The organism is Acinetobacter sp. NEB 394 (genome assembly GCF_013374795.1).
In the GTDB taxonomy this organism is placed as follows: domain Bacteria; phylum Pseudomonadota; class Gammaproteobacteria; order Pseudomonadales; family Moraxellaceae; genus Acinetobacter; species Acinetobacter johnsonii.
Map to the genome: position 1 here is coordinate 204,448 of NZ_CP055277.1, position 19,298 is coordinate 223,745.

19 protein-coding genes are annotated in these 19,298 nt (G+C 43.2%); 8 read left to right on the forward strand and 11 right to left on the reverse strand.

The genetic code is table 11. The features are described from left to right. Positions 1–7: 7 nt before the first annotated feature. The 3 genes from recF to dnaA form a co-directional block, all read right to left on the reverse strand. Complete coding sequence (recF, locus tag HUK62_RS00925) at positions 8–1,090, reverse strand: DNA replication/repair protein RecF (RefSeq protein WP_078390109.1); 1,083 nt, start codon at positions 1,088–1,090, stop codon at positions 8–10. 15 nt (positions 1,091–1,105) lie between these two features. Continuing rightward, positions 1,106–2,254, reverse strand: a complete 1,149-nt coding sequence (dnaN, locus tag HUK62_RS00930) for a DNA polymerase III subunit beta (RefSeq protein WP_004977721.1) — start codon at positions 2,252–2,254, stop codon at positions 1,106–1,108. Between the two features lie 110 nt (positions 2,255–2,364). Further along, positions 2,365–3,744: a chromosomal replication initiator protein DnaA gene (dnaA, locus tag HUK62_RS00935; protein WP_004697428.1), complete on the reverse strand. Its 1,380-nt coding sequence runs from the start codon at positions 3,742–3,744 to the stop codon at positions 2,365–2,367. Between the two features lie 672 nt (positions 3,745–4,416). On the opposite strand from dnaA, the gene rpmH reads away from it, so the two are divergent. The 5 genes from rpmH (at position 4,417) to mnmE (ending at position 8,528) form a co-directional block, all read left to right on the forward strand. After that, the gene (gene rpmH, locus HUK62_RS00940) at positions 4,417–4,551 is read left to right on the forward strand and encodes a 50S ribosomal protein L34 (protein ID WP_000831329.1); all 135 of its coding nucleotides are present in this window, start codon (positions 4,417–4,419) and stop codon (positions 4,549–4,551) included. A gap of 33 nt (positions 4,552–4,584) precedes the next feature. Continuing rightward, positions 4,585–4,974, forward strand: a complete 390-nt coding sequence (gene rnpA / locus HUK62_RS00945; RefSeq protein ID WP_039890852.1) for a ribonuclease P protein component — start codon at positions 4,585–4,587, stop codon at positions 4,972–4,974. Positions 4,975–4,983: 9 nt separating this feature from the next. Further along, positions 4,984–5,304: a membrane protein insertion efficiency factor YidD gene (gene yidD / locus HUK62_RS00950; protein WP_004977726.1), complete on the forward strand. Its 321-nt coding sequence runs from the start codon at positions 4,984–4,986 to the stop codon at positions 5,302–5,304. A 5-nt stretch (positions 5,305–5,309) separates the two neighbouring features. Next, positions 5,310–7,073, forward strand: coding sequence for a membrane protein insertase YidC (yidC, locus tag HUK62_RS00955; protein ID WP_176536842.1), 1,764 nt, complete (start codon positions 5,310–5,312; stop codon positions 7,071–7,073). A gap of 99 nt (positions 7,074–7,172) precedes the next feature. Next, positions 7,173–8,528 (forward strand): tRNA uridine-5-carboxymethylaminomethyl(34) synthesis GTPase MnmE, encoded by a 1,356-nt coding sequence (gene mnmE / locus HUK62_RS00960; protein ID WP_176536843.1) that lies wholly within the window; start codon positions 7,173–7,175, stop codon positions 8,526–8,528. Positions 8,529–8,685: 157 nt separating this feature from the next. On the opposite strand, the gene HUK62_RS00965 is transcribed toward mnmE, so the two are convergent. The 4 genes from HUK62_RS00965 to HUK62_RS00980 all read right to left on the reverse strand — a co-directional run bounded on the left by HUK62_RS00965 (position 8,686) and on the right by HUK62_RS00980 (position 13,459). Beyond that, positions 8,686–10,380: an NAD-dependent malic enzyme gene (locus tag HUK62_RS00965; RefSeq protein ID WP_176538418.1), complete on the reverse strand. Its 1,695-nt coding sequence runs from the start codon at positions 10,378–10,380 to the stop codon at positions 8,686–8,688. A gap of 213 nt (positions 10,381–10,593) precedes the next feature. After that, the gene (ttdB, locus tag HUK62_RS00970; RefSeq protein WP_062031160.1) at positions 10,594–11,202 is read right to left on the reverse strand and encodes a L(+)-tartrate dehydratase subunit beta; all 609 of its coding nucleotides are present in this window, start codon (positions 11,200–11,202) and stop codon (positions 10,594–10,596) included. After that, positions 11,199–12,098 carry a L(+)-tartrate dehydratase subunit alpha gene (gene ttdA / locus HUK62_RS00975; RefSeq protein ID WP_176536844.1) on the reverse strand — a complete coding sequence of 300 codons (900 nt, stop codon included), beginning with the start codon at positions 12,096–12,098 and terminating at the stop codon, positions 11,199–11,201. Before ttdA ends, ttdB begins: the two co-directional genes overlap by 4 nt. Positions 12,099–12,157: 59 nt before the next feature. Then, a complete protein-coding gene (locus HUK62_RS00980) occupies positions 12,158–13,459 on the reverse strand; it encodes an MFS transporter (RefSeq protein WP_063454561.1) in 1,302 nt (433 codons plus the stop codon). Between the two features lie 247 nt (positions 13,460–13,706). On the opposite strand from HUK62_RS00980, the gene HUK62_RS00985 reads away from it, so the two are divergent. Then, positions 13,707–14,630, forward strand: coding sequence for a LysR substrate-binding domain-containing protein (locus HUK62_RS00985; RefSeq protein ID WP_104221746.1), 924 nt, complete (start codon positions 13,707–13,709; stop codon positions 14,628–14,630). A 74-nt stretch (positions 14,631–14,704) separates the two neighbouring features. On the opposite strand, the gene HUK62_RS00990 is transcribed toward HUK62_RS00985, so the two are convergent. Further along, on the reverse strand, positions 14,705–15,856 hold the full coding sequence (locus tag HUK62_RS00990; RefSeq protein ID WP_176538419.1) for an MFS transporter: 1,152 nt from the start codon (positions 15,854–15,856) through the stop codon (positions 14,705–14,707). A gap of 166 nt (positions 15,857–16,022) precedes the next feature. Then, complete coding sequence (locus HUK62_RS00995) at positions 16,023–16,289, reverse strand: metal/formaldehyde-sensitive transcriptional repressor (RefSeq protein WP_176536845.1); 267 nt, start codon at positions 16,287–16,289, stop codon at positions 16,023–16,025. Positions 16,290–16,345: 56 nt separating this feature from the next. Here HUK62_RS00995 and dmeF point away from each other — a divergent pair, with 56 nt between their 5' ends. Then, a complete protein-coding gene (gene dmeF, locus HUK62_RS01000) occupies positions 16,346–17,323 on the forward strand; it encodes a CDF family Co(II)/Ni(II) efflux transporter DmeF (RefSeq protein WP_176536846.1) in 978 nt (325 codons plus the stop codon). Between the two features lie 106 nt (positions 17,324–17,429). Next, a complete protein-coding gene (locus HUK62_RS01005; RefSeq protein ID WP_176536847.1) occupies positions 17,430–18,131 on the forward strand; it encodes a DsbC family protein in 702 nt (233 codons plus the stop codon). A gap of 57 nt (positions 18,132–18,188) precedes the next feature. Here the strand turns inward: HUK62_RS01005 and HUK62_RS01010 are convergent, their stop codons facing one another. Together HUK62_RS01010 and hpt are read right to left on the reverse strand one after the other, a co-directional pair. Beyond that, positions 18,189–18,440 carry a GlsB/YeaQ/YmgE family stress response membrane protein gene (locus HUK62_RS01010; protein WP_004977734.1) on the reverse strand — a complete coding sequence of 84 codons (252 nt, stop codon included), beginning with the start codon at positions 18,438–18,440 and terminating at the stop codon, positions 18,189–18,191. Positions 18,441–18,613: 173 nt separating this feature from the next. Continuing rightward, entirely contained in the window at positions 18,614–19,141 is a 528-nt protein-coding gene (hpt, locus tag HUK62_RS01015) for a hypoxanthine phosphoribosyltransferase (protein WP_176536848.1), read from the reverse strand. Positions 19,142–19,298: the final 157 nt, after the last annotated feature.

Below are 19,298 nucleotides of genomic sequence, written 5' to 3' on the forward strand. Positions count from 1 at the left end.
TCTAAAATCATTGTGCGACAACTTGAACTTGACCGTTTTCAACACAGAATAATTGATAAGAAATAGATAAATCATGTAAGTGATTTTTGACTGATTCATACTCTAAAGTGGTAATAAAAACTTGACTACCCAGTTGGCTCAATCGCTCAATTAAACGTTGTTGTGCTGTTAAATCTAATTCTGCTGTCAGATCATCTAATAATACCACAGTTTCCTTATTACAAGCATGTAGCATTGCAATCTGTGACAGTTTTAAGGCTATGATTAACAGCTTTTTTTGTCCACGTGACAGTACGACATCAGCATCGCCAAGGCTTGTTTTTAAACGCAAATCTGCCTTGTGTGGACCATACTCGGTATAGCGCCGTTCAAGGTCTTTTTGATGATGACTTTGCAGGTCATTCAGTAACCCTAACTCGGTATGAAAGCCAGGGCTATATTCTAACTGAACCTCGATATCTGGCAGCAGGTGTTTTAAATCTTGCTCAAAAAAGCCCTTCCACTGCTCCACAATGCTGACGCGCTGCGAATGCAGCATTTCCCCATAATCACCAAGCATTTTGTTCCACGGCTCCAAATCTGCCAGACTTAGATTCCGTCGTGTTTTTAGTAAACTATTACGCTGTTTTAATGCCCGTGAATAATATTGCCATGCATGATAAAACTCAGGTTCCACGTGGAACATCAGCCAATCTAATAGTTGCCGTCTAGGCTTGGCACCATGATCAATAATATCGGTACTTTGCGGATCAATCAGTTGCAAAGGAAGGATTTTAGCTAATTGACCTTGAGTGGCAATATTGTCGCCATTGACCTTGATGAGCTGTTCACCAGACAACAGCTTTTGCATCCCTATTTTTTCAGAACTGGATTGGGCAAAGACAATCGCGTCTTGGGTATCGGTTTGAATATAGTGTTTCGGAATATGGGTGCGAAAGGAACGCCCTGTCGCCAGCAGATGAATGGCTTCTAAAATTGAGGTTTTACCTGAACCATTTTGTCCATAAAAAACATTAAACGGTTGCAATCCATGGAGAGCAACCGTTCTGAGATTTCGAACACGTTCGATGTTTAAACGCGTGATTTGCATGCCTAAACCTAGGGCTTAAACACGCATTGGCATGACCACATAGGTCTGATCTTGATGGGCTGGATCTTGCACTAGAACCGATTGATTTGCTTCGGTCATCGTCATTGATACATCATCACCATCCAATGCACCTAAAACTTCCAAGATGTATTGGGCATTAAAAGACATTTCCATTGGCGCATTATTATATTGAATCGCCAAATCTTCTACGGCTTCGTCTTGCTCTGGGTTATTGGCACGTAGCTGCAAAGTATCTGCGGCAAAGTTTAAGAACACACCACGTAGTTTTTCATTACTTAAAATCGAAACACGTTGTAAAGATTGCTTAAAGACATCATGTGCAATTAACACATTTTTATCCCCACCACGTGGAATCACACGACGATAATCAGGGAATTTACCGTCAATCAGTTTAGTGGTGAAACGAACCGTTGTATCCCCTTGTTCTTTGTCACGGCTGGCAATAGAAATGGTCACATTCAATAGTTCACGACCAATCAACAACGCCAATTGTTCATCTTCAATGCTCAATAAACGCTGTAGTTCACCCACCGCTTTACGTGGAACAATCGCTTGAATCAATTGAGTGGCATTTGAGCTAGCAACAGTTTCACACAGAGCTAAACGGTGGCCATCTGTGGTCACTGCACGCAGTTGATTATTATCAATTTCGAGCAAGGTTCCTGTGAGATAAAAACGTACATCCTGCACCGCCATAGCAAATGCAGTTTTTTCAAATAGACGCTTTAATTCACGCTGTGTCACCGCAACTTGCGTGCCTTGCGTGTTCTCTGTGGTCAATAACGGGTAATCTTCAGCGGGTAAAGTCCCCAACACAAAACGGCTATTACCGGACTTTAAGATACAACGTTGATCTTCAGTAATTTGTAGGTCTATCAGTGCTGCAGTCGGTAAAGATTTGCAAATATCCATCAGCTTACGTGCAGGAACTGTGGTTTCACCCGCTTGCAAACACGCCCCTTCCGCAAGCGTGGTACTTGCAACCAATTCGACCTCTAAGTCCGAACCTGTAATCGTCAACGACGCTTGGCTCACTTGCACTTTAACATTTGAAAGAATGTTTAAAGTATGGCGACGTTCAACCGCTCCTACGACATGTGATAGAACATTAAGTAAGCTTTCTTTCGCGATTTTTAAACGCACGATACATTCCTCGAAAAACTGAAGATAAAATAATAAATAAATGTGTTTTTAGCAGTGTACTATGCGGCAGAACATGCCGCATTGCAAGAATAGAATTTGAGCAATTTTGCTTAACTTTGCAGCAAGCGTTGCAAGTTTTTATAGTCCTCATTGAAGATCGGATCTTCATCGCGCAGACTTAAAACTTTTTCACAAGCATGCATGACGGTACTGTGATCTCGACCGCCAAAGGCCATACCAATTTCAGGGAAACTGTCTCCCGTTAACTCACGTGCCAAGCCCATTGCCAATTGGCGTGGACGAGCATAAATACGGGTCCGTTTAGGCCCAACCAACTCTTTGAGTGGGATTCTAAAGTACTCACTCACCACACGTTGAATATTTTCAGTACTGATGGTTCGTGCACGAATGGCCAAAACGTCTTTTAAAGACTCACGCACAACATCCAAATCAATAGCTGTACCCTTAAAGCGTGAAATGGCCACCACTTTATTCAGCGCACCTTCCAATTCACGTACGTTTGCAACCACTTGTTGCGCAATAAATAACGCACAGTTTCGTGGTAATTCCACATCATTGCTTTCTGCTTTTTTCAGCAAAATTTCAATACGGGTTTCAATATCAGGTGGCTCAACCCCAACCGACAAGCCCCATGAAAAACGTGAAACCAAACGTGGATCTAATTCCGTTAATTCTTTTGGATAGCGATCTGAAGTCAGAATAATTTGCTTAGATTCATCCAAAAGTGCGTTAAAAGTATAGAAAAACTCTACTAAACTCGCCTCTTTACCCGCCAACAAATGAATATCATCGACCAACAATAGATCTAAAGATCGGCAATTTTTTTTAAATTCTTCCACTTTGCCTTGTTGTAAAGAACTAACAAAATCTTGAACAAAGCTTTCTGCCGTCATATACATGACACGTGCATTCGGTTTGGCTTGCAACAAGGCATTGCCCACTGCTTGCATTAAGTGTGTTTTACCTAAACCAGTCGGGCCATATAAAAATAAGGGATTGTGCTGAGAAGCACCTAACTGGGTTAAAACCTTACGACACGTTTCAGCAGCCATTTGGTTTGAACGACCTTCCACAAAAAGTGAGAAGGAAAATAAAGGATTTAACTGGCGTTTACGGCTGTTTTTAGAATTCCCTTCTTCTTTTTCTTTTTTCGGACGCACAACAGGTGCTGGAGCAGACTCTAAAGCTGCAGTCGTCGTTGCAGGTTGCTCACTCGCAGATAAAATTGCACCCGGGCGTGAATCGACTAAAATTTCAACTTTACGTACACGCCCTTCAGAGAGCTGCTCCACTAAAATTGTAATCAATTCTAGGTGATGTTCTTGAATGTAACGTGTCCAATAGGGATTCGGAGCATAAAGACGTAGTGTGTCATTTAACTCTTCTGCAACTAAAGGGCGTATCCACATTGTAAAGACATTCCCAGATAGCTCTTGTCGCAAGCGAGTTAAGCAGTCCGTCCAAAGCATGTGAAACCCCTATTCATTCCATCGATAATTAATAAAAACACTATGTACCCACCGAAGCGGGTCGCCATTCTAACCAAGTTATCCACATCTGTCATGGAAAATTCTGCAGATATTGCTCAAAAAGCCTGCTTATGAAAATAAATTTAAATTCAAATAGCGGTGTGGATAAGGTTATCCGCAACCTGTGGATAGAATATAGCACAAAGTTATCCACAAACTATTGATTTTATAAAAACAATCTTATCCACACCATATTTTATTGTTTTATAATTAAAAAAGTGTCATTTCCACAGAAAAAGACCACCCTAATAGTAATAAATTTAAATTTATAAATTTGAATTTATTTATAAGAGACCTGTTTTCTGGGGATAACTGCAGATCCAAAATGAATTTAAATTTAAAAACATGCACAGCAAGTGAATTTAAAGACTTGTGGATAATTGTGTGGGTAATCTTGTTGGTAACTTATATCACTTTAATAAACAATAATCTAGGTTGTGTATAAGAAAAAAGGGCAGTTGTTTAAATGTTATCGAGAAAAAAGCAAGCTCAAGCTGCTGTTACAAATAAAAAGGCTTAATTTCACAAGAAAATCGGTTTTCCATTGACAGCTCAAGCAATGAACACTAAACTCGCGAACCTTCATTGAATGATCATTTTTGGAGTTTCGATATGAAACGTACATTCCAACCATCTGAATTAAAGCGTAAGCGCGTTCATGGTTTCCGTGCTCGTATGGCTACTAAAGCTGGTCGCCAAGTATTAGCTCGTCGTCGTGCAAAAGGTCGTCACAGCTTAACTGTTTAATCAATAGTTAACGCTTAAACGATTTTGGGTGTTATGACTACACTTTATGGCTTCAGCACAGAGGTTCGTATTCGCTGTGCTGCCGATTATAAAAGTGTCTTCGATGGTGCGCTTTTTAAAGTGCATCAGCCCCATTTCTTATTTCTAGCAAAACTGACCGAACAACCTCAAAGTCGTTTGGGTATTGTTGTTGCTAAAAAGAAAGTGCGTCGTGCACACGAAAGAAATAGAGTAAAACGTTTGGCTCGCGAAAGTTTTCGCTTGCATCAACAGCAATTAACTTTAGATATTGTGGTTATGCCTAAAATGGGGATAGAAACAGTGCCTAATGCAGAGTTGCACCAGCAATTACAATTTGCTTGGCAAAAATTACAACGTCTTGCCAAAAAGCATCAAAAAATAGCTCCCTCCCTGCAAAAGTAGAGATGGCCAATGGTACGCTTACTGCATTGGTTAATTCGATTTTATCAAATTGCGATTAGTCCTTTACTTGGGCCGCGTTGTCGTTATATCCCTACATGTTCTCAATATTCATTGGAAGCAGTCCATACACATGGTGCTGTGCGTGGTGTGTGGTTGGCTACTAAACGTATTTGCCGTTGTCATCCTTGGGGTGGATCGGGGTATGACCCTGTTCCAAACAAAAGGATTCGTTTTATCTCTTTTCAGCAAATAGATTCTCAAAAGCATCTGGTTGCTGTACCCTTTCGTGATTGTTTCTTGAACCAAAATCACTCTAACCACTTGGGGTAATCGATATGCAACAATGGGCCAGGTTTGCCATTCTCGGGGCCATGTTTGTTGTCGCTTATTTGCTCATTTTGGCTTGGCAAAAAGATTATGGACATGCTGAGACTCAGCCACAGCCACAACAGGCTGCAGCAGTTTCACATGAAGTATCTGCAGATTTGCCAAATGCTCAAACGGCTTCAGCAGCGTCTGATATGCCACAAGCAAATATCGCGACTCAGCAACCAGCTACAGAAGCAAAAGCATCTGTAAATCAACAGCTTATTTCAGTACAAACTGACCTTTATCATCTTTGGATTAATCCTAAAGGTGGTGATATTGTTCGTATTGAATTGTTAAACCATGACAAGAGCAAAGACAGTAACGAAGCATTTGTCATGCTTGAAAGTGATGCAAAACGTACTTATGTGGCGCAGTCTGGTTTAATTGGTCTTAATGGTCCAGACAGTAACCGTAGCGGTCGTCCAATGTATGAGATTGAAAAATCTGCTTATACATTGAATGATGCCAAAGCGGTTCAAATTGAAGATGGAAAAAGCATCAAAGTGTTAACCGTACCGATGGTACTGAAAACAGCTGATGGTGTGGAAATCATTAAAACCTTTACCTTTAAGCAAGGTGAATATCCTGTTGTTGTGAACCATAAAGTAGTGAACCGCAGTGGTCAAAACTGGCAGGGTCAAATGTTTGGTCAACTCAAACGTGACAACTCTGATGATCCAGGCAAATCGGATCAAGGTATTTTCACGCTGGGCACTTTCTTAGGTGGTGCTTGGGGTTCGCCTGAAGAACATTATAACAAGCTTAAATTTGCTAACTTCAATGAAGAAAAATTGAATGTTGAAGCGAAAGGCGGCTGGGTTGCTATGGTTCAGCACTACTTTGTGAGTGCTTGGATTCCTGGTGACTTAAAATTGACGCAAGCCAATGGTCAACCTTATGTCGCGAAATTAGAGTCGCGTAAGTCAACGGATGATATGAATATCATTGGTTTTACTTCGCCGACGATTACTGTGCCTGCTGGTACAGTGGCTGAGATTGATGCGACCTTCTATTCAGGTCCTAAAGTTCAATCTGAGTTAAAAGAGCTTGCAACAGGTTTAAACCAAACTGTTGATTATGGTTGGTTATGGCCAATTGCGAAATTATTGTTCTTGGGTCTTGAGTTCTTCCACGGTTTAGTGGGTAACTGGGGCTGGGCAATTATTTTGTTAACGGTCTTGGTGAAACTGATTCTTTGGCCATTGTCGTCTAAGAGTTATCGCTCAATGGCGAAAATGCGTGTCATTGCACCTGAAATGCAGCGTATGAAAGAAGAGTTCGGTGAAGACCGTATGCGCTTCTCTCAAGAAATGATGGCACTATATAAACGTGAACAAGTCAATCCGCTTGCGGGTTGTTTGCCATTGTTATTACAAATGCCAATCTTCCTTGCGTTGTACTGGGTGTTGATGGAGTCAGTTGAGCTTCGTCATGCGCCATGGTTACTTTGGATTCAAGATTTGTCAGCGATGGATCCGTGGTTTATTTTACCGCTGTTAATGGGCGCAACGATGTTCATTCAGCAGTCTTTAAATCCACAACCGGCTGATCCAATGCAAGCGAAAGTTTTCAAAATCATGCCGATTGTTTTCACAGTCTTTATGTTGTTCTTCCCTGCGGGTCTCGTGTTGTACTGGATTGTCAACAACAGTATCACGATTATTCAGCAGACCTTGATCAACAAATCTGTTGAAAAAGACCGCTTGAATAAGGAACGTGCGTCGAGTTAATCGAGGCAACTTTTCGCGAAAAGCTGAATAAATCCGCCTAAGATGGTAATCTTAGGCGGATTTTTCATTGTGTGACTTTTAAGATTTTAGGTGAATGTTATGTACAACCGAACCACGATTGCTGCCATTGCAACACCACCTGGGCGTGGTGGTGTGGGGGTCATTCGCCTATCTGGTCCCAAGTCTTATGAGATTGCACAGGCCTTGACCCAAAAAGACTTGCCGAAAGCGCGTTTTGCTGGTTTTCGCCAGTTTTATGATGCCTCTGGCGAGGTGATGGATGAGGGCTTAGCGATTTGTTTCCCGAACCCCAACTCGTTTACTGGTGAAGATGTGGTTGAGTTGCAAGGTCATGGTGGCCCTGTCATTCAAAATGCTTTACTGGGGCGTTTGTTGGAGCTTGGTGCGATTGCAGCAAAAGCCGGTGAGTTTTCCATGCGTGCTTTTGAAAATGGTAAACTGGATTTGGTACAGGCTGAAGCGATTGCTGACTTAATTGATGCGACGTCTCAAGCCGCTGCACGTTCTGCGGTACGTTCATTACAAGGTGCATTTTCAACTAAAGTAAATCGCGTGTTGGAGCAATTGATTCATCTACGTTTGCATGTGGAAGCTGCGATTGATTTTCCTGAAGAAGAAATTGATTTTCTCGCGGACGGGAAAATTTTAAATCTTTTAGATGGCGTTACGGCTGCCGTGAACCAAGTGCAACAATCGGCTCGTCAAGGACAGTTGCTGCGTGAAGGTTTACAAGTGGTCATTGCAGGAAAACCGAATGCGGGTAAGTCATCACTGCTCAATGCATTAGCAGGCATTGAACGCGCCATTGTGACGGATATTGCAGGCACTACACGGGATGTCTTACATGAAAAAATTACCCTGAATGGCTTACCTATTACCTTAACCGATACCGCTGGTTTACGTGAAACGGGTGATATTGTAGAAAAAGAAGGGATTCGTCGTGCCATTAAAGAAATTGAGCAAGCCGATCTGTTACTTTTGGTCTATGACTTAAGCCAAGGCGAAGACCCACTCAAACTGGCGCAAGAATATTTTGCTGAGCATATTGAACCGAAACGTTTAATGCTGATTGGTAATAAGTGTGATTTGATGGAAACAACATCGCATATCGAAGATTTTAATGGCTTCCGGCATATTATGGTTTCGGCAAAGCAAGAAACTGGCGTTCAAGCGCTCATAGAATCGATTACAGCGCATGCAGGCTTCCAGCCAGAAGAAGATACCTTTATTGCGCGTACACGCCATTTAGACGCAATGAAGCGTACTCAGCTTTACCTTGCTGAAGCGCGTGAACAATTGGTGGTGTATAACGCGGGCGAGTTGGTCGCAGAGTCGCTACGTTTGGCGCAAAATGCCCTCGGTGAAATTACAGGGGATTTTAGTGCGGATGATTTGCTTGGGAAAATTTTTGGATCGTTCTGTATTGGAAAATAATGCCAATATTTAGCATCGTGCCTATTTAGGTAGATGGATATAAAAAGCACTCAGTTTTAAACACAGGGTGCTTTTTTATACATAGGATGGCTAGTGCTGCTATTCAGCTTCTCTTTGGCACAAAAGTTTATGAGATTCTTATGCTGTAAGAAGCTAATCAAAAGGTAATTCGGCGGTAATCTCGATATTCGGGTTTCCACACATGCGCCTCAATGGCTTTTTGCAAGCTAGCTTCATCCATCAATGGGGCAACCCCTTCCCGTATCGCGGCAAGACCCACCTGCAAGGCGATAATTTTAGAGATGTCCTGAATGGCGCCAATACTTGGCAGTAAATCATGGTCTGGGTTTTTCAGCATGGGTGAACATCTGGCTAAAGCATTACTCGCGGCCATTAACATCAGGTCGGTCACGCTTTGCGCACCTGCGGCAATGACACCTAGACCAACCCCAGGAAAAATATAAGCATTATTGCACTGAGCAATGGGGTAAATATGGCCTTGATGATGTACTGGTGCAAATGGGCTGCCTGTTGCGATTAAGGCTTTACCCTCTGTCCATTGAATAATATCTGTGGGGAGCGCTTCGACCTGAGAGGTGGGGTTGGACAAGGGAAAGACGATCGGGCGTTCACAGTTTTCAGCCAGTGCGCGAATAATCTCTTCGCTAAATAAGCCAGTTTGTCCTGAAACTCCGATTAATACTGTGGGTTTGGCATGCTGAATGACTTCGAGCAGAGAAATCTCTGGCGCTACATTTGCCCATGTCTCAATGGCACGCAAAGGCTGCGCCAACTTGCTTTGAAAATCGAGTAAGTTGGGTTGCTGTTCAGTCATTAAACCAAAGCGATCTACCAAATAAAGACGTGAGCGTGCTTCAAGGTCGCTGAGCCCTTCAATTTTCATTTGTGCAATAATTTGTTCTGCAATACCACAGCCTGCTGAACCTGCACCTAAAATAACAATCGTTTGATCTTTGACCTGCTTTTTCACCACATGAGATGCTGCAATCAGGCTAGCTAACGCTACAGCCGCCGTACCTTGAATATCATCATTAAAACAACAGATTTGTTCACGATAGGTAGTTAGTAAAGGCATGGCATTTTGCTGAGCAAAATCTTCAAACTGAATCAGGGCCTTCGGCCAGCGTCGTTGAATGGCACGAATCACATCATCGATAAATTGATTGTATTCATCGCCACTAATACGGGGGTGGTTCCAACCCAAATACAGCGGATCGTTGCGTAACTGTTGGTTATTGGTCCCAACATCCAGCGTAATAGGCAAGGTATAGGCTGGACTGATGCCTCCACAGGCGGTATAAAGCGACAGTTTACCAATGGGAATCCCCATGCCGCCAATGCCTTGATCACCAAGACCTAAGATCCGCTCTCCATCGGTCATGACGATGACTTTGACATTTTTACGGTTGACGTTGTGTAGAATTTCATCAATATGCGCGCGATCTGGGTAGGAAATAAAAATGCCACGATGTCGGCGATAAATATCGGAAAAACGTTGGCAGGCCTCACCCACAGTTGGGGTGTAAATGATCGGCATCATTTCACTTAAGTGATGTTTGAGCAGATGATAAAATAGGGTTTCGTTGGTATCTTGGATATTGCGTAAATAGATATGTTTGTTGATGTCATCTTTAAAAGATAAATACTGCTGATAGGAGCGGCGACTTTGTTCCTCAATGGTTTCAATCACGTGTGGAATCAGGCCGTGTAAATTGAAGGTATTGCGTTCTTGTATTGAAAATGCAGCTCCTTTATTCAACAACGGCAGTTCTAAAAGTGAATGAGCTGCATAGGGAATATAGAGCGGTTTTTTTATGGTTACATGATCCATCATGAGCTTGATCTCGTTACATCGATTGCAATGTCCGTATTCTGCTGAAAGAAGTATGGATTAAACGTCGAGACGTTGTGGTGAATAGGGACACAAGTGAAGATAAATGCCTGATTTGGCTATTATATATCTGACCAAATGCAGGCCTAGAGTTAAAACAAAGAGAGACAGACAACACCGAACGGGATAGTTTGAGGTGCTGTCTGTAATGCACTATTTAATAAAACTCAGTTCTTTACTAATCCGATCCAGCACTGGTTTCTTTTTGGCTTGGAACTGGGTTTTATTTTGCTGAATAAGATTATTGCCATGGGTATCAATCGAGATGATCAGCGGGCCAAATACCTTGACGCGGTTAATCCATAAAGTTTCAGGCATCCCGAGGTCTTGCCATTCAGCGCCTTCAATTTCCTCGACTTGAGTGGCTGCCAGTACCGCACATCCTCCAGGGAAAATCGCATGGACTGCTTTGTGCTCCTGACAGCCTGCGACAGTCTCAGGGCCCATGCCACCTTTACCCACAATCAGTTTCACCCCAGTTTGTTTGATAAATTCGCGTTCAAATTTTTCCATACGCATACTGGTGGTGGGCCCAATGGAGACCATTTCAAAACCGCCATCATCCTTTTTACGCACGATGGGGCCAGCATGGAAAATCGCACCGCCTTCTAAATTCACGGGAAGTTGTCGACCTTGTTCAATTAAGCGGCGATGTGCCACATCACGACAAGTAACTAGACGTCCAGTTAGATATACCACGTCACCAATTTTAAGATCGGCTAAGTCTTCATCACGTAATGGGGTGGTCAGTACTTTTTTCATAGCACAACTCCTTCGTGTGACAGAATTTCATAAGACATATCAGGGTTAATTTTAATTTTGCCACGGCGGTGTGCCCAGCAACCGGTGTTGACTGCCACGCCAATGGTGGATGGGTGACGAGCCGAAGACTCAATATTGACGCCCATGACGCTGTTATTGCCTGTTAAGCCCTGTGGGCCAATGCCAATTTCATTCAAGCCTTGTTCCAGCAAGTCTTCCATCAGTGCAGCACGGGGGTTATCACTTCTTGAGTCTACAGGGCGCATAATGGCCAGTTTGGACAAGCGTGCAGCGGTTTCAACTGAAGTGGACACCCCGACACCGACCAGTAATGGCGGGCAAGCATTCACACCACGCTCGGTAATCACATCCATCACGAACTCAGCTACACCTTCATAGCCTTGACCTGGCATCAAAACTTTAGCTGCACCTGGCAAGGTACACCCGCCGCCTGCCATATAGACATCGATGGTACAGGTATCCTGTTCCGGGACGATGCGCCAGTCTAGCCACGGAATTTGGGTGCCCGTATTGGTGCCCGTGTTTTTCTCATCAAAGGTTTCAACTGCATTGTGGCGCAAGGGGCCTGTACGGGTTGCCTCTTCGGTCGCTTCACGTAAAATTTCCTGCAATTCGCCCAACAGTGGGAAATGCGCACCCGCTTCAACAAAATATTGAATCACGCCTGTGTCTTGGCAGCTGGGACGGTTTAGTCGATCTGCTGCTTCTTGGTTTTCATCCATTGAATCATAAATTGATTTGGCCAGTGGGTTGGTTTCCAATGTTTTCAGCTCAATCAGTTTGCTTTTGACATCTTTGGGTAAACGTTTGCCAATATAGGCTGTAAATTTGGCCATGGTGTCCGTGAGGGACTGTACGGCAAGTTCTTTTTCCATGGGAGGCTCCTTGTTAAGCGTTCAATTCGCTCGAATATCGAATAAGGTAAAAATGAAGATCATGAATTACTCAATTCAGCCGAATTGGCTTTGTTTTTTTGAGTAAAACTTAAAACGAGGGTCAAGACGGTAGATAAAATCAGCAGACCTGCGACGAAATACAAACCGCCTGCAAAGCTTCCAGTTTGGTCTTTAACCCAACCGATCATGGCTGGACCCGCAAAGCCACCTAAGTTCCCAATCGAGTTAATGGTTGCGATGCCTGTCGCTGCGGCGGCACCCGATAAAAACATGGTTGGCATGCTCCACAGTGGTGGTTTAGAGCAACTGATGCCGACGTTGACAATGGTTAATGCGGCAATCAGGCCAAACATACTGCCAGTACTGGCTGCAATCGCGAGCCCCACAGCTGCGGTTAAACAAGCCAAAGCCACATGCCAAGTGCGTTCATTGGTTTTGTCGGAGTGACGTGACCACAAAATCATGGCAACAACAGAGATAATAGGAGGAATGGCGTTCAATAGACCGACGGTCATTGAGCTGACACCCAGTTCTTTAATGATTTGAGGTGCCCAAATGCCAAGGGTATACAGCCCCGCTGAGGTACCGAAATAAATGAGTGCCAGAGCAAGCACGCGTGGATTGGCGAGTCCGCGTAAAATACTATGCTGCTGTTGCCCTCCTTTATTGGCATCTTCCGCTTGCATGGTTTTAACCAACCATTCTCGCTCATCGGGTTTTAACCACGCGGCTTTTTCAGGTCGATCTGTCATGTAGAAAAACACTACGACGCCTAGGATCACCGCAGGAATGGCTTCAATCAGGAACATCCATTGCCAACCTGCTAAGCCCATGATGCCGTGCATTTCCAGTAATGCTGCTGAAATAGGAGAACCAATCGCCGTGGCTATAGGGGCGGCAGCCATAAATAAGGCAATTACCCCTGCTCGATTTCGTGCAGGGAACCAGTAGCTTAAATACAAAATAATGCCGGGGAAAAAGCCTGCTTCGGCGACACCGAGTAAAAATCGCATAACATAAAAGCTGGTTGAGCTTTCGACAAAGGCCATCCCGCCAGCAATAATGCCCCAAGTCACCATGACTCGTGCAATCCAAATGCGAGCGCCGACTTTGTGCAAAATAATGTTGGAGGGAACTTCAAAGAGGAAATAGCCCAAAAAGAAAATTCCTGCGCCAAAACCGAGAATCGAAGCGGTAAAGCCCAAATCTTCTTTCATGGTAATGGCAGCAAAACCAATATTGACCCGATCAATATAGGCAATTAAATATAAAATCATGATAAACGGCACAATACGCCAAGTGATTTTGCGTAGCGTCCGTTTCTCGATATCCATGTCCATGGCTTATCTCCATATCAGTAGCGATTACCTCCCGATTGGGTTGAAGTCACACCGCAATCGAGTTTGGCGAAACAGCTCCCCGTTTGTGCACCGTTGTCCTTACACGGTGGACTTTATGACTCACTCAAGTTTCCTTGCTTGGGTGAGATATGTTGTTTGGGGGGTAACGTGATAGGGATATTAGAGACTTTGCAAAACCGATGAATCGATATAAAGTTAAATCACTCTTGCAAAAAACTGAATAATCATGAGCTCAGATACCGAATTAGCATTTTTTTGTTTACTAATAAAACAGGGCAGTCTGGTTGCAACAGCGCGTGAGTTGAATTTAACGCCCCCTGCTGTGTCCCGACGTCTGACACAAATGGAAGAGCGTTTAGGGGTTCGGTTGTTGAATCGGACCACCAGACGTATCAGTTTGACCAATGAAGGCGAAATTTATTTTGAGAATGCTTCGCGAATCTTGAAAGAAATTGAAGAAATGGAACAGCAAGTAGCACGCAGTCGCACCACACCTAAGGGTTTGCTGCGAGTGAATGCACCGTTTGGTTTTGGTCGAACCTACATTGCTCCTGCGATTTCAGACTTTGCGCGAAAATTTCCAGATATTGAAGTCCAGTTACATCTGACCGATCGTCCGATTCATTTGCCGAATGATGCGATTGATGTCTCGATTCACTTTGGACAGGTACCAGACTCACGACTAATTGCGAAAAAAATTGCGGCCAATAGACGGCTTCTATGTGCTTCTCCGCGTTATTTGGCGAACGCTGGGGCACCACTTACGCCACGCGAACTGACCCTGCACCAATGCATTGTGTTAAGACAAAATGATGCGGCATATGCGAACTGGCGTTTAACTCAAGGGGATAAGGAAGAGACAGTTAAAGTGCATGGAAAATTGAGTAGCAATGATGGCCAAGTCACCATTGGCTGGGCACTCGATGGTCATGGAATTTTAATGCGCGCTGAATGGGACGTGGCCAAGTATTTAAAAAGTGGTCGTTTAGTCCAAGTATTGCAGGACTATGAGACGCCCCCTGCCGATATCTATGCGATTTATATGGATCGGCTCGAGCACTCACCAAGAGTGTCCTATTTTTTAGAACATTTAAGCCAGTATTTAAATGAACATACGGACTTAGCCCATGCCAACAAGAAAAGAACCTAAGTTATAGCAAGGGTAGACTGAAAAATGGCATCTGAAGAACGATCTAAATCGAAATGATTTTGACTTCACTCTTTCTATGCAGAAGCTAGACGTATACTGCTTTTATGCGCAAACCACAGATAAAAACACAATAAAGCGATGGCAATGCAAAAGCTAATGACCCCGAAGCTTAATCCAAAGTGATCTGCCAAATAACCCACAGCTACAATGGGTACAATCGTACCCAAATAACCAATAAAAAGATAAGTCGACATCACTGCAGCACGATTCTCTAAGGTGGTCATCGCATGAATGAGACCAAAGGAACCAATCAAGGTCAGGCCATGTCCGACACCAACGAGAAAATCACTGATAAAGAAAAATGCACTCAGTTGAAATAGCATACACAGCGCCAAAATGCCTAAGCTTGCAATCAAGGTAATTAAGCCATAGTTGAGGCACTTATAAGCGGGAATGCTTCTAGCAAAATACTGCACCACGGCAGAGACAATTAAAATACTGGTAATGGCTGAACCGCTAATGAGAGGGCCGTGCCACGGCAAAATATCCCGCACAAATGAAGGTGATAAGGATGCAAATAAACTAAACGCGGCAAAGGCACTAAATGCGGTAAATCCAACGATCAAAAACAACTGATGATATTGCACTTCTGGTCGGAGTAGCTTTGGGGCAATACTAAAGGGCTGTGAGGTAAACGTGGGAGATTGAACCCAAAATAAACCAAAGAAACACAGTACAGCGCCAAGTATAACGGGTAGATAAGGACTGACTAACGGATATTCTGAAAATTGAGCTATCAGGCCACCAATCAGCGGGCCTAAGCCAAAGCCTACTGCGGTAATAATCGAACTCAGTTGTGGTGCAATCTGTTGATGGCTTTTGGGCACGGTATACATCAGTCCCAGTAAGGCCGAAGTGGTCATCAAACCAGATGCAATACCAATAATAAAGCGCCCCAAAGATAAAATGAGAGCATCAGAAGCATAAGCGGAAATCACCAACCCGATGCTAATAAACACCAACCCTACTTGTAAGGTGCGTAAATAGCCAATGCTATTACTGGTCCGGCCGAGAAACAGCAAAGTAGCGAGACAACCAAACATATAAGCCACAAAAATATAGGTGATCTGACTCGGCACCAGATGCCATAAGGCTTGATACAGCGGGTAAAGTGGACTGGCTAAGGCAGTCCCCATCGTTCCCATCATTAAGGCGAGGCTGACCATACAAAATGGACGCCAAGAAGTGCTTGTTGTCATGCAAATGCCATGCGGCTCTCTCGGTCAAAACAAGAATATTTTGATGCCCAAGAGAAAAAGGATAGAGAGCAACAGTGTATCGGTTTGTGGAAAAAATGGTCAACTAAAAACTTGAAAAAGAAAGCAATAAAACTTAGCCATAGCGTTTCAGCAGTTTTAAGAACTCAGCCAACTCCTCTTCATTGACCTGTTCAGCTTGTGTTAATACATGATGGCGTAAGTGTGCTTCAACGAGTTCATTCATCAGCCCATTGACCGCGCCTTTAATAGCAGCGACTTGTTGTAAAACGTCGATACAACTGGCATCGGGATGTGTGATCGAGAGTTCAACGGCGTTGACCTGTCCTTGTAAGCGTTTCACACGGTTTAAAATTTTTTTATCTTCATGCAAATGACTCAACACATTGCTCCAAAAATAAATATACTAAGGGGGAGTATATTGGTGAATGATTTTAAATGCAAAATACCCCATCACGTCAGCATACGCATCATTTTGATGACGGTAATCCACTGGCACAAAAACGGATTTTAATGGCGACCATTTTAACGGCAGTCATGATGTTATTAGAAGTGATTGGTGGATGGATTTTCCAATCAATGGCTTTGCTGGCGGATGGTTGGCATATGAGTTCGCATATGTTGGCACTGGGTTTGGCTTATTTTGCCTATCGTGCTGCACGGCATTATGCCCATGATCAGCGCTTTAGTTTCGGCACATGGAAAATTGAAATTCTTGCAGGCTACAGCAGCGCTATTTTGCTGATGGTGGTGGCGGGTTTTATGGCTTTTCATTCAATTCAGCGCCTATTCTCGCCTGTACAAATTCATTATAACGAAGCAATTCCAATTGCGATTTTAGGCTTATTGGTGAATTTAATCTGTGCATGGTTGCTGCATGATGGTCACCATCACCATCACCATCACCATCACCATCACCATCACCATCATGATCATGTAGTAGAAGTACATAGCCATCATCATGATTTAAATCAGAAAGCTGCATTTATGCATGTGGTAGCAGACGCAGTGACTTCCATTTTTGCCATTATCGCGCTGATTTTTGGTAAATATTTGGGCTGGGATTTTCTCGATGCTGCGCTTGGAATCGTGGGATCAATACTGGTAGCCAAATGGGCATTAAGCTTAATGCAAGAAACGGGAAAAACCTTGTTAGATGCTGAAATGGATCATCATGTGGTGGATGAAATTCGCGAAGTATTGGCAGAACTACCGCATACGACCTTGACCGATTTACATGTTTGGAAAGTAGGCAAAGGCAAGTTTTCCTGCATTTTGGCTTTAGAAACGACGGTAGGCTTAACTGCGGATCGCGTGCGGACAATGCTCTCGATTCATGAGGAAATTGTTCATGTCTCGGTGGAAATTAATAGCAAGGCTCTCACTGTTCCACGTGAAACTTTGGCCAGTTCATAAGCAAGGCGTGTTGGGTTTCGGTAAAGCCGTGGAAAAAATGATTCAATGCTTGAATAATACGCTCTACACTAGCGCCGTGGTTCTCCGATTGAAAGAGCAAAAAGTGATGATAAAAAAACTGGGTTTGGCACTACTCACAAGTGCAATTGCAAGCATGACTATGGCCAGTGTAGAAAGTGTTCAAGCTAACTTAAAAAAGAATTATCCAAATATTAATGTTCAAAATATTCAAAAAACAGAAATGTCGGGCATTTATAGCGGATCTTTAGATGGCGAAATTGTGTATTTAGGCGAAGCGGCTGAGCATGTGATTGCAGGTTCGATGGTACGTTTAAAAGATCAGAAAAATTTAAGTGCTGCCTTATATGTGCAACAAAACTCGCTCGATTGGAACAAGCTGCCGCTAAAAGATGCCATTAAAAGCGTTAAAGGCAACGGCAAACGCCAATTGGCGGTTTTTTCAGACCCAAACTGTCCTTACTGTAAGCAGTTAGAGGCTGAGCTGAATAAACTGAATGATGTGACCATCTATACCTTTATTTATGCCATTAAGACGCAATCGATTGCACCGTCGAAACAAGTGTTTTGTGAAGCAGACCCTGCCCTCGCATGGAAAAATTTGATTGCAAAAGGGACTCAGCCAACGTCGAAAAAACCGTGTGCCAATCCAATTGAGCGCAACATTCAACTTGGTCGTAGTCTGGGTTTACAAGGGACGCCCGTGGTTATTTTCTCAAATGGCTTTAAGGTGAATGGCGCTGTGCCTTCAACCACCATTGAAAATATGTGGCGTGAATTGGGCTTATAAGAGTTCAAATATACAGATAAAAAGCACCTGAAACGGTGCTTTTTTTAATGGCTGAGTTTAGGTTTTTTTGGTGACCATGTTGTAGATGAATAAAATAACAATGGCTCCAATAACTGAAGCAATAAAGCCTGCGGCAGAGCCTTCACTATAGAGACCGAGTAAACGACCACCATAAGTGGCTACGAGAGAACCAGCAATCCCCAGTAAAGTGGTGACAATAAATCCTGCTTTGTCATCGCCAGGATGGATAGCACGTGCGATGAGACCTGCAATAAAACCAATCACGATTGCAACAATAAGTGACCACATGAGCCAGCTCCTTTTTTTATCATGTCTTTGTTTTTACATCATGTGCAAAAATATCATCGGGCATAATGCTGCTTTGCAGTAGAGCAAATCTGCTAAAAACTGTATGTTTTATGTACTTAGCTCACGATAAAAATAAAAAAAGTGGCCTTCGGCCACTCTTTTGTCGATTGCTCTTAAAGACCAATTTCCCCAATAAATGGCAAATGACGGTACTTTTGGTCGTAGTCTAAGCCATAACCCACAATGAATCGATCTTCGACATTAAAGCCTAAAAACCTCACATCGAGTTCAATTTCACGGCGTGAAGGTTTGCTGACTAAGGTACATAGTTCAATTGAGTTGGGAGAGCGTGTTTCTAAAATTTCGAGTACTTTGCTCAAGGTGTTGCCTGAGTCGATGATGTCTTCAATGACCAAGACATCTTTACCACGAATTTCGCCGTCTAAATCTTTTAAAATTTTTACATCACGTGAAGATACCGTACCGCCACCGTAGCTCGAAACCGTCATGAAGTCGAGTTCATGGGGTTTTGAAATGCTACGACATAAGTCTGCCATGAAAATGACTGAACCACGTAATAAACCAATCAGTACGAGTTCCTTATCACTGTTTGCATAATGCGCATCGATTTGTGCACCAAGCTCTTTTACTTTCGCTTGAATCTCTTCAGTAGAAATCATTACGCTCATTTGAACGGTCATGGGTAGATACCTAAAAAATTAAAAAAAATCAAAAATAAAAAAGGCGTTGACCTGCAACACCTCTATATATGCATTAATTTTAATATATCTCTAAACGAGATGCACCCCCTTTTGCCCGCTGGAAATGTAATCATTTCATTGCAGGCGGGATGCTGCT